The sequence below is a fragment of the Acinetobacter sp. ANC 4862 genome (genome assembly GCF_004336635.1).
Classification (GTDB): Bacteria; Pseudomonadota; Gammaproteobacteria; order Pseudomonadales; family Moraxellaceae; genus Acinetobacter.
In genome coordinates this window covers 18,843-30,666 of record NZ_SJXH01000041.1, presented here as the reverse complement: position 1 = coordinate 30,666, position 11,824 = coordinate 18,843, and the positions used below count along the sequence as shown (strand labels likewise).

The 11,824-nt window shown below is 41.1% G+C and carries 11 protein-coding genes and 1 pseudogene; 1 reads left to right on the top strand and 11 read right to left on the bottom strand.

Features of this window, described 5'->3' with window-relative positions:
* Positions 1-183 (top strand): annotated as a pseudogene (locus tag E0409_RS14415) (IS4 family transposase); the annotation flags it as partial.
* Positions 184-227: 44 nt separating this feature from the next.
* On the opposite strand, the gene dnaB reads toward E0409_RS14415, so the two are convergent.
* The 11 genes from dnaB to ppsA all read right to left on the bottom strand — a co-directional run bounded on the left by dnaB (position 228) and on the right by ppsA (position 11,759).
* Positions 228-1,673: a replicative DNA helicase gene (dnaB, locus tag E0409_RS14410; protein WP_131291955.1), complete on the bottom strand. Its 1,446-nt coding sequence runs from the start codon at positions 1,671-1,673 to the stop codon at positions 228-230.
* 250 nt (positions 1,674-1,923) lie between these two features.
* Positions 1,924-2,370, bottom strand: coding sequence for a 50S ribosomal protein L9 (gene rplI / locus E0409_RS14405; RefSeq protein ID WP_131291953.1), 447 nt, complete (start codon positions 2,368-2,370; stop codon positions 1,924-1,926).
* Positions 2,371-2,379: 9 nt separating this feature from the next.
* Positions 2,380-2,607: a 30S ribosomal protein S18 gene (rpsR, locus tag E0409_RS14400; protein ID WP_004676982.1), complete on the bottom strand. Its 228-nt coding sequence runs from the start codon at positions 2,605-2,607 to the stop codon at positions 2,380-2,382.
* Between the two features lie 11 nt (positions 2,608-2,618).
* A complete protein-coding gene (rpsF, locus tag E0409_RS14395; RefSeq protein WP_053578020.1) occupies positions 2,619-3,005 on the bottom strand; it encodes a 30S ribosomal protein S6 in 387 nt (128 codons plus the stop codon).
* Positions 3,006-3,287: 282 nt separating this feature from the next.
* Positions 3,288-4,166 carry a heme o synthase gene (gene cyoE / locus E0409_RS14390; protein WP_131291951.1) on the bottom strand — a complete coding sequence of 293 codons (879 nt, stop codon included), beginning with the start codon at positions 4,164-4,166 and terminating at the stop codon, positions 3,288-3,290.
* A gap of 10 nt (positions 4,167-4,176) precedes the next feature.
* Positions 4,177-4,503 (bottom strand): cytochrome o ubiquinol oxidase subunit IV, encoded by a 327-nt coding sequence (gene cyoD / locus E0409_RS14385; protein ID WP_131291949.1) that lies wholly within the window; start codon positions 4,501-4,503, stop codon positions 4,177-4,179.
* Positions 4,503-5,123, bottom strand: a complete 621-nt coding sequence (gene cyoC / locus E0409_RS14380; RefSeq protein WP_131291947.1) for a cytochrome o ubiquinol oxidase subunit III — start codon at positions 5,121-5,123, stop codon at positions 4,503-4,505. The genes cyoD and cyoC overlap by 1 nt, the downstream gene beginning before the upstream one ends.
* A gap of 4 nt (positions 5,124-5,127) precedes the next feature.
* Positions 5,128-7,116 (bottom strand): cytochrome o ubiquinol oxidase subunit I, encoded by a 1,989-nt coding sequence (cyoB, locus tag E0409_RS14375; protein ID WP_131291945.1) that lies wholly within the window; start codon positions 7,114-7,116, stop codon positions 5,128-5,130.
* Positions 7,117-7,119: 3 nt separating this feature from the next.
* Positions 7,120-8,193, bottom strand: coding sequence for a ubiquinol oxidase subunit II (gene cyoA, locus E0409_RS14370; protein WP_131291944.1), 1,074 nt, complete (start codon positions 8,191-8,193; stop codon positions 7,120-7,122).
* A 315-nt stretch (positions 8,194-8,508) separates the two neighbouring features.
* Complete coding sequence (locus E0409_RS14365; RefSeq protein ID WP_131291942.1) at positions 8,509-9,279, bottom strand: RDD family protein; 771 nt, start codon at positions 9,277-9,279, stop codon at positions 8,509-8,511.
* A 101-nt stretch (positions 9,280-9,380) separates the two neighbouring features.
* Positions 9,381-11,759, bottom strand: coding sequence for a phosphoenolpyruvate synthase (ppsA, locus tag E0409_RS14360; RefSeq protein ID WP_131291940.1), 2,379 nt, complete (start codon positions 11,757-11,759; stop codon positions 9,381-9,383).
* Positions 11,760-11,824 lie beyond the last annotated feature (65 nt).

The following is an 11,824-nucleotide window of genomic DNA, read 5'->3' as shown; positions in this document are numbered from 1 at the left end:
GCCCTGATTGCCTATTTACTGGTGAGTTTTGCCCGGCATTTAGGACAAGAAGGCTGGACGGTTCAACGGTTACTAAGAATGATCCAAGTAAATCTGTTTGAGAGAAAAACCTTAAAAGCTTTATTCATGCCCGATAAAATACCGATAAAACAAAAGGAAGCTCAATTGAGCCTCCTTTTATGAAAAATTGTGGGACAGCAGTGGCCATTAGGCTCTTTTTTTATTCGTTATTCTTCATCATTATATTGAGCATAAAACTCTGGTGAAAGGTTACTAAATCGCGTGTATTGACCTTCAAAAGCCAGACGAACTGTACCGATCGGACCGTTACGCTGTTTACCGATAATAATTTCGGCAGTACCTGCTTCTTTGGATTCTTTGTTATAAACCTCATCACGGTAAATAAACATAATCAAATCGGCATCCTGCTCGATCGCACCGGATTCACGCAGGTCAGACATTACAGGGCGTTTGTTTGGTCGGTTTTCCAGTGAGCGGTTAAGCTGGGAAAGTGCAATCACCGGACACATCATTTCTTTGGCCAAGGCTTTTAAACTTCGTGAAATTTCCGAGATCTCGCCGACACGGTTGTCGCCCATACCGGGTACTTTCATTAACTGTAGGTAATCGACCATGATACAGCCAATTTTACCCCCATGCATTTTGGCAATACGACGTGCACGGGCACGTAATTCTGTTGGTGGAAGAGCGGATGAATCATCAATGTACAGGTTCTTTTCTTGAAGCTGTAAAATCGTTCCGGTCACTTTAGACCATTCATCACCATCCAGTTTCCCTGAACGTAAATGACCTTGGTGAACTTTACCGTAAGCCGAGATTAAACGCATCGCGATTGAATCTGCTGGCATCTCCATAGAGAAGACCAATGCAGGTAGATCACAGTTAAACAGCACACTTTCCACCAGGTTCATGGCAAAGGTGGTTTTACCCATAGATGGACGTGCAGCGACAATAATCAAGTCACCCGATTGCATACCCGAGGTTTTATTGTCCAGTTCTAAGAAGCCGGAAGTTAAACCGGTAATATTACCTTCCATTTGAGAAAGTTCATTTAACTTGTCAAATACGTCTGCAACCACGGCATTAATCGGTTTTGGACCTTGGGCTTTGGCATTGTTGTTATGTTGTTCAGCAATGGAAAAAATATTGGTTTCAGCCAAGTCTAAAATTTCACTGACACTACGACCTTTGGTGTCATAAGCATTCTGTAAAATTTCAGAGCTGACTTTAATCATGCTGCGTAAGGTGGAAAATTCTTTAATTTTATTGGCATAGGTTTCCAGGTTATAAAAACTAGAAGGGGAATCTGCCATCAATTGCATTAAATATTCTTCACCACCAACAGCATCAAGCAAATTCTGTTTGATTAGCCAGTCATTGACCAGAACGGCATCGTAAGGTGAGTTTTCTTGGGTTAATTTTTCAATGGCGCGAAAAATATACTTATGACGTGTCGCATAAAAATCATTTTCACTGAGTACATCACCGACTTGTTCAAAAGATTCAGCAACGGTCATCAGCGCTGCAAGTACAGCTTGCTCAATTGCCAAGTTATGCGGTGGGGTACGAAACTCTTTTAATTGGCTTGACTCATTTCCTTTATTATCTACTTTAGATGAGTTAAGCGTAGCAGTGGCATTCGCCTGTGACATATAAAACCCTGATTTTAAATGCGATAAATGAGTAATTTGGAAATTGGGACGAATAATGAAATTTCAATGATCTTCGTCTAAACAGATCATACGCGTTCTTAAAAAAAATGCGAATCGAAAATTTCATTTAGCTAAAAACAGTAAAAATAAGTTGTGTTCACTACTTTGAGCAAATCTAGACAAGCTATTTTGACTATTTTCAGAGATAAAAAAAGAGCATGCAAAAGCATGCTCTTTTTCTTGCAAAAAATTACTCAGATACGATAGTAACGAGAACTTCAGCAACAACATCATGATGCAATTGGATTGCGATGTTGAATTCGCCAGTGTGACGAAGTGCGCCATTTGGAAGACGAACTTCCGCACGGTCAACTTCTAGACCAGCATTTGTCAACGCGTCAGCGATGTCACGAGTACCGATTGAACCGAATAGTTTACCTTCGTCACCAGCTTTAGCAGTGATCACGATGTTAACTTCGTTCAATTGGTCAGCACGTGCTTGAGCAGCAGCTAAAACATCAGCTTCAGCTTTCTCAAGTTCTGCACGACGAGCTTCAAAAGCAGCAGTATTCGACTCAGTCGCTGCTACTGCTTGACCTTGAGGGATAAGGTAGTTGCGGCCGTAACCAGCTTTAACTGAAACTTTATCGCCTAATTTACCAAGGTTTTTAATGCGTTGTAATAAGATAATATCCACAGCTCAACCTCACTTATGATTGTCAGTGTAAGGGATCAAAGCCAAGTAGCGAGCTTGTTTAATAGCAAGCGCTAATTGACGTTGGTAACGAGCTTTAGTACCTGTAATACGGCTAGGAACAATCTTGCCGTTTTCAGTGATGTACTGTTTTAAAGTATCGATATCTTTGTAGTCGATGTACGCAACTTTCTCAGCTGTAAAGCGGCAGAACTTGCGACGACGGTAAAAACGTGCCATTAATGTTCTCCTTATGCTTCAGCAGAGTCTTGAGATTGTTGTGCTTCTTCACGTTGTGCTTTACGCGCACGCTTTTCTTCAGCACTTTTAGCAAGCAATGATTCTTCAGTGATTGCGTTTTCACGACGAATAATAACATTACGAAGGATTGCATCGTTATAACGGAACAATTCTTCTAATTCATTAAGCGTAGTTTGACCACATTCAACATTCATTAAAATGTAGTGAGCTTTATGAATTTTGTTAATTGGGTAAGCCAATTGACGACGGCCCCAATCTTCTAAACGGTGAATTTGACCTTCAGCTTCTTTGATGTGAGTTAGGTAACGTTCTACCATACCCACAACTTGATCGCTTTGGTCTGGATGTACCAAAAGTACGATTTCGTAGTGACGCATTGTCAGCTCCTTACGGTTTATGCAGCCCCTAACTTTTGAAAAGTCAGAAGCAAGGAGTCACAACCAAAGTTGTGTCGCAAAAATTGCGAAGCGTGAATTTTAGTGGTTTTAGGGATAAATTACAAGCGAATCTTTTTGTGGTGATTGATTTATATGCAAGCACTGGAAGTGCGAAAGCTGGACTACTGGACTAGATGAAAATGGAAGGGGAATTGAATAGGTGTTTTGAGAGTGCTGAAAATTAAAGGATGAAAAAAAAGATAGAGTAGAACTCTATCTTTTTTAAAAAAACACGATTTGTGTTGCTGGCGCTTGGGAGGTAAAACTAAAACATATACTGATGATCGTAATCAGAATAACTGAAAACAGGAAAAAGCGTTTTGCCCATAATTGGTCATTTTCAGCTTTAAAGCCCAGCATACCAATATAAAACCAATAAATGCATAACGCATTTAAAATAATGAGATACAGCCAGTTCACATAACCATATATAAACAAGCCATTCATGGCAATGGTAAATAATACAACATAAATCAGTGATTCAATTTTAGTACGTAAAATGGAACGTGCTACAGGGAGAATCGGAATACCTGCATTTTTGTAGTCATCAAAACGATATACTGCAATCGCCCATGAATGGGGCATTTGCCAAAGTGCATAACCAATAAAAATAAGCAGTGCAGCTAAGTCAAATTCATGACTAACAGCGGTATATCCAATCACTGGTGGGCTTGCACCAGAAATACTTCCAATAACTGTTTGGTGAATTGTTGTGCGTTTTGTCCAGAGGCTATAAAACACCACATAGACTACAAAACCAATCACTGCAAATAAAAAAGCGTACGCATTTACCCAGAACCATAAAATGCTAAAACCAATCACGCCAAGTACCAAGGAATACACCAAAGCTACAGGGACAGAAATGGATTTTTTAACCATCGCACGATTTTGTGTGCGCTGCATTTTTTGGTCGATGTCTTGGTCAATAACGTTATTGACCACACAACCAGAGGCAACAACCAGAGTTGTACCCAGGAGGGTAATAAGCAATAAAAGGAAATCTACAGAACCTTGAGCGGCTAAGAAATAGCCGCCCAAAGTGGTAACAAAGTTACCAAAGAGAATTCCTGGTTTAGTCAGGAATAAATACTTTTTCAGCATGACAATCAGTTTAGATCATCATGTTGTAGTGAAGGTAGTTCATGATCCATACAGAACCCACTAAAAGAATAGCGATGGTTAATATTGTATAAATAAATGCAATCACGTTCCAACGTTGCTCTGAAGAAGAGTTCATGTGCAAGAAGAACATGAGCTGTACTAAAACCTGAGCAACTGCAGTAATAGCAATTACAGTAACCAAGATACCGCGTTCAAAGCCACCGCTCATTACCATTCCAAAAGGAATAATAGTGAGAGCAACTGAAAGGATGAAACCGACAGTATATTGTTTTAAGTTACCGTGCGATGCACCAGCAGAATTGTGATCGTGACTCATTAGAGAACTCCCATCAAGTAAACTACGCTGAATACACAGATCCAAACGATGTCCAGGAAGTGCCAGAACAAGCTTAGACAAGCAAGACGACGAGTGTTTGGAAGAGTCAAACCATTTTTCTTGATTTGAATCATCAAAATGATCATCCACACCAAACCAGAAGTTACGTGAATACCATGCGTACCAACTAGAGTAAAGAACGCAGACAAGAACGCACTTGTGCTTGGACCATGACCAGCATGAACGAGGTGATTGAACTCATAAAGTTCCATGCCGATGAAGGCAGCACCAAATAGCCAGGTAATTGCTAGCCAAGTTAAAACTTGACCTACATTTTTCTTGTATGAAGCAAGTACGGCAAAACCGAAGGTCACAGACGAGATCAAGAGAGCAAAAGTTTCAGTTAAAACGAAACCTAAAGACTCACCAAAAAGCTCTTTAGCACTTGGAGTACCAACAGGAATGTGACTGCTTAATACAGCGAACGCGATGAAGAGTGTCCCGAATAGGATCAAGTCACTCATCAAGTAAGTCCAGAAACCAAAGACTGTGATGTCAGTATCATCGTGATGATGATGCTCTTCATGTCCATGGTTGTCGTGATGAAGTACTTCAGCCATTGTCTTAGTCCTTCTTCAAGTGTTTTTCAAGAATCGCATAGCGTTCGTTTTCAATGCGTTCTACTTCAGCAGCAGGCACATAGTAATCCACTTTCTTAGTGAATGAACTTACGATAAACGAAACGATAGCACCAATGAATCCAACGGCTACTAACCACCAGATATGCCAGATTAACGCAAAGCCCATTACAGTAATCAGCATTGCAATAACGAAACCAGCCGCACGGTTGGTTGGCATATGAACATCTTCATACTGAGTTGGTTTGGCATATGCGATGCCATTTTCTTTGTCAGTCCAGAAAGTATCAATACCATTGATCTTTGGAAGGTGAGCAAAGTTATAGAACGGAGCAGGTGAAGAAGTTGCCCATTCTAAAGTACGGCCATCCCAGATGTCGCCAGTGTGATCGATGTTGTTGTTGCGTTGTAAGAAACCAACAATGATTTGCATTAAGAAACATGCAATACCACACGCTACAAGAACAGAACCAAACAATGCAATCGATACATACGGATCCCATTCTGGGTTGTCATATGTATTCAAACGACGAGTCATACCCATGAAACCAAGGATATAAAGTGGCATGAATGCAAAATAGAAACCGAAGAACCAGAACCAGAAAGCTGCTTTGCCCCATGTTTCATTCAATTTCCAACCAAACATTTTTGGCCAGTAGAAAATGATACCTGCGAACATTGCAAATACTACACCACCAATAATTACGTTATGGAAGTGAGCAATCAAGAATAACGAGTTGTGTACCAGGAAGTCCGCTGGTGGAACTGCCATTAATACACCTGTTAAACCACCGATACCAAAAGTCACAAGGAAGCCAAGTGTCCAAAGCATTGGTGTTGTAAAGGTGATGCGACCCTTGTACATGGTGAATAACCAAGAGAAGATTTTCACACCAGTAGGGATGGCAATAATCATGGTCATGATACCGAAGAACGCGTTAACGTTGGCACCAGCACCCATGGTAAAGAAGTGGTGAACCCATACAACGAAAGACAATACTGTGATTGCTACAGTTGCATACACCATTGATTTGTAACCAAATAATGCTTTGCGAGAGAAAGTTGATACAACTTCTGAGTAAATACCAAATGCAGGTAATACCAAGATGTAAACTTCCGGGTGACCCCAAGTCCAAATCAAGTTTACATACAACATCGGGCTACCACCCAAGTCATTTGTAAAGAAGTGGAAACCGAAGTAACGGTCAAGCGTTAACATTGCAATAGTTGCAGTTAACACAGGGAAAGCTGCAATGATCAATACTGCTGTACATAAAGATGTCCAGGTAAAGATCGGCATATCCATCAATGTCATGCCAGGTGCACGCATTTTAATGATGGTAACAAAGAAGTTAACACCTGTTAAAAGCGTACCCAAGCCTGAAATTTGCAGTGCCCAGATATAGTAGTCAACACCTACGCCCGGAGAATATTCAATGCCTGATAGTGGAGGGTAAGCCATCCAACCAGTTGCAGCGAATTCACCCAGTGCAAGAGAAGCCATCATTAGACCCGCAGCGCCGGCAAATAACCAGAAACTTAGAGAGTTCAATAATGGGAAGGCAACGTCACGAGCACCAATCTGTAAAGGTACAGAGATGTTCATTAAGCCGACTACAAGACCCATCGCTACGAAGAAGATCATGATTACGCCATGGGCAGTAAAGATCTGATCGTAATGTTCAGGATGTAAATAGCCTTCACCACCACCTCGAGCGAGGAACTGCTGAAGACGCATCATGATCGCATCTGCAAAACCACGAACTAGCATGATTACAGATACGAAGATATACATGATACCAATTTTTTTATGGTCTACAGAAGTGAACCATTCAGTCCACAAGTAGTTCCATTTTTTAAAGTAGGTGATACCTGCAACGACTGCAAGGCCACCTAGGATCATCATCGCAACAGTCACCAATACAATTGGATCGTGTGGAATTGAATCCGGACCTAACTTACCTAATAAGCTCATGTCTTATTCCTCTACAGAAGCTGCAGTCGCATGTTCAACATCTGCATGAGCACCAGAAGCAGCAGCTTCGTGACCAGCAGTTGCTGAATGGTCAGCACCGTGGTAGTTACTCATGTATCTGTTAATCACTGATTCGAACAATTTAGGCTCTACCGAAGAATAATAAGTCACTGGGTGTGGCTTAGTCGGATAAGACTTCATTGCTTCAGCAGCAGCCTTTTCTTCAGGAGTTTGGGCATTCACAACCATTACTTCGATTTGGTGCTTAGAACGGTTGCCGTCACGTAAAGCTGCAAATTCAGCTTGGTCTAAAACAGCTTTTTGAACTGCATTAGGATTTACTGAAGTACCTTTGCCTGCTTTAACTGCTGCTACCCATTCAGCAAACTGAGCATCTGTTACAGAATGTGCACGGAAGCGCATTTGTGAGAAGCCATAACCTGAATAGTTAGAAGAGAAACCGCGGTAGCCTTCAGCTGGGCTAGTTTCGTCTGCCAAGAAGTTCAAGTGAGTCTGCATACCCGCCATTGCATAAATCTGACCAGACAATGCAGGGATAAAGAACGAGTTCATTGTGAAGTTCGAAGTTAAACGAAGAGTAACCGGAGTTTTCTCTGGGAAGCGGATTTCGTTAACAGTCGCAATGTTTTGTTCAGGGTAGATGAAGATCCATTTGAATTGTTCAGCAATAACTTGAACAGTTAAAGGTGCTTTATCAGATTCGACCGGACGGTATGGGTCATACTTGTGGGAACCCCACCAAGTTAACCACGCTAGAATACCAATAATAATGACAGGTATACCCCATACTACAATTTCAATTGCAGTTGAGTGTGCCCATGTAGGTTTATAGTCTGCATCTTTATTCGATGCGCGATATTTCCATCCAAACCACAATGCCATAATTGCTGATGGAATGACCACCAAAAGCATTAAATAGATCGCAGTCATCATCAGGTTACTTTGACCTTCAGCAACTGGACCTTTTGAGTTTAGAAGTACCATATCACCGCCACACCCAGTCAAGAGTGCAGCCATCGCAGATAAAGACAATACAGCTAAAATTGTTTGTCTCATTTTACAACCTCGGTGAAGAGTCCCATTCCCTAATTTAATATGGGATAGCGATTAAAGTGTCGCATGATTGGAAATGTTTTATTTTCGCTTAGATATTCTAAGCATAGAAAATCCTTCCCAATCATGAGACACCGCTACGTTGTGAGGCATTATGCCTCATATTGTTGAACTAAGCTATATGTAAAGGGGCTTTAAATGACTGTTATAAAAACTGATTTTTTTACTCGGAATTAAACTTTCAAGATAATAATTTTATTTGAATATCAATATTCTGGGGAAAAACAGGGATATAAAAAATCCCTGTTTATTGTGTGATTATTGTTTGACCACTTTGGTTTTTGTGAGCTTGTCATGCAAAGTTTGACGTTTTTCGCCAATCGCAAAAACATGGTCAAGGATGGTGATAAACGGCATAAACAGCAAATTTAAAATAATAAAGATGAAACTGCGTAAAGTAAATGCACGCATTAAGCTTACTTTCTCACCACTTTCTACATCTACAATTTTGATCTTGGTTAGTTTTTTGCCAATACTTTGCCCGGATTTCGCCAACATAAATGCCTGAATTCCAAGCATAATAATGATATAGATAAGCATTGCTTGCCAAGCTTCTGCTGGAATGAGGGTAAATAATTGCTGTTGTAACTGGACTGCTTGAGTTGATGTGTCTGCAGATTGCATCTTTTGTTGAATTTCTGATAGCTGGTTAACTTGATCGGGTTTTAAGAAAAAAGATGGAATGGCAGCCGCAGGTAACCAGAGCAATAAATCGATAATTTTTGCTAAGACTCTGGTGCTAATGGAAGCAAGCTCATTATTTTGTGCTGCTTTTTTTTCAACATGTATTTTGTTAAAGCTGGAATTCTGAAAAGGGGTTTGCTCAGGGATAGCTGTAGGAGCTATATAACCTTCAGGTTGATATACAAGTTTACCTTGGGTTAATTCACCTAAAGCTTTCCATTCGGTCATGCCTTGATGCCAAGCCAAATCTGTAAGCAGAACTTGCTGACTAGCGAGCATTTGGTTCAACTGCTCTAAGGTGTATGGACCAGCTTGTTGATTATTACGAGCCAAGTAAATTTGCATAAATATTAAATCTCAAAACGTAAATTAGGTTTGTATAGCAAACCCTTAAATTATAGATGAAAAAAAAGACCCAAATGTGGGTCTTTTTTTAACATAGTTTCTTAAGCTTGTTGAGCTTTTTCTTCAGCAAGGAAGAACCAAGTGTCTAAAACTGAGTCCGGGTTTAAAGAAACCGACTCAATACCTTGTTCCATCAACCATTTAGCAAGATCTGGATGGTCAGAAGGACCTTGACCACAAATACCTACGTATTTACCTGCTTTACGGCATGCATGAATCGCCATAGAAAGGAGGGCTTTAACCGCTGGATCGCGTTCGTCGAACAGATGAGAAACGATACCAGAGTCACGGTCAAGACCAAGTGTTAACTGAGTCAAGTCATTAGAACCGATAGAGAAACCATCGAAGTGTTCAAGGAACTGTTCAGCTAACAATGCATTGGTTGGCAATTCACACATCATGATTACTTTAAGACCGTTTTCACCGCGTTTAAGACCATTAAGCGCTAATAACTCGATCACACGTTTCGCTTCAGCAACGGTACGTACGAAAGGAATCATGATTTGAATGTTGGTTAAGCCCATTTCATCACGTGCTTTCTTCAATGCGCGGCATTCTAGTTCGAAGCAGTCACGGAAGTTGTCAGAAACGTAACGACTAGCACCACGGAAACCAAGCATTGGGTTTTCTTCTTCTGGCTCGTATAACTTACCACCGATCAGGTTCGCATATTCGTTTGACTTGAAGTCAGACATACGAACGATTACTGGTTTGTTAGCGAAAGCAGCCGCAAGAGTCGAAATACCTTCAACCAATTTTTCTACATAGAATTCGATTGGAGAAGAGTAACCAGCAGTACGTGCCATTACAGCTGCACGAGTTTCGCGTGGCAGGCTGTCAATATTCAATAATGCTTTAGGATGCACACCAATCATACGGTTGATGATGAATTCTAAACGTGCAAGACCAATCCCTTCGTTTGGAATTTGGGCGAAGTCAAATGCACGGTCAGGGTTACCGACGTTCATCATGATTTTGAACGGAAGTGCTGGCATAGATTCGATAGAGTTACGTTGAACTTCGAAATCTAAAGCACCTTCGTAGATGAAGCCTGTATCACCTTCAGCACAAGACACAGTCACTTCTTGACCGTCTACTAATACTTCAGTGGCATTACCACAACCCACGATTGCTGGAACGCCAAGCTCACGTGCAATAATTGCTGCGTGACAAGTACGACCACCACGATTGGTTACAATCGCAGCTGCACGTTTCATTACTGGTTCCCAGTCTGGGTCAGTCATGTCAGATACAAGTACGTCACCGTCTTGTACTTTGTCCATTTCTTTGATTGAAGAAACGATACGTACTTTACCAGAACCGATACGTTGACCAATTGAACGGCCTTCACAAACTACGGTACCTTTTTGTTTCAATAGGTAGCGTTCCATTGTGCCGACATTTTCACGGCTTTTTACTGTCTCAGGACGTGCTTGAACGATATAGATTTGACCGTCGTCGCCATCTTTCGCCCATTCGATGTCCATTGGTGAACCGTAATGGTTTTCAATGATCAATGCTTGTTTAGCAAGTTCTTGAAGTTCGTGATCATTTAATGCAAATTGTTGGCGATCCTGTTTTTCAACGTCTACAACAACCACAGATTTACCAGCAGAAGCTTCTTCGCCATAAATCATTTTTTGGTGTTTAGAACCAAGATTGCGACGCAGGACAGAATGTTTACCAGCGTTTAATAATGGTTTAGATAGGTAGAATTCGTCAGGGTTTACTGCACCTTGAACAACCATTTCACCCAAACCATAAGATGCAGTAATGAATACCACATCACGGAAACCAGATTCTGTATCTAGTGTAAACATTACACCAGCTGCACCAGTTTCAGAACGTACCATGCGTTGTACACCAGCAGATAAAGCAACAACGTCGTGATCGAAGTTTTGGTGTACACGGTAAGAGATCGCGCGGTCATTGTACAAAGATGCAAATACTTCTTTGATTGCAATGAGAACGTTATCGATACCACGGATGTTCAAGAAGGTTTCTTGTTGACCGGCAAAAGAAGCGTCTGGTAAGTCTTCTGCAGTTGCAGATGAACGAACGGCAACCGCGATGTCAGAGTTGCCGTTAGATAATTCAGCGAAAGCGTCGCGAACTTCTTTTTCAAGTTCTGCTGTAAGCGGAGTATCGACAATCCATTGGCGAATTTTGGCGCCAGTTGCTGCAAGAGCATTTACATCATCAACATTTAACGTTGATAGCTCTGCATGAATTTTAGCGTTTAGGCCACTTTGCTCGAGAAATTCACGATAAGCAGCCGCTGTAGTTGCGAAACCACCTGGTACTGACACACCAGCATTAGATAAGTGGCTGATCATTTCACCTAAAGATGAGTTTTTCCCACCTACAAGTTCAACGTCGTGTTTCCCTAATTTTTCTAGACCAATTACGCGCGCTTCCAAAGTTGTTACTCCACTTTTGCAGTATTAATCACTATCTTGGCATGAAATTATAACAAATCGCGCGG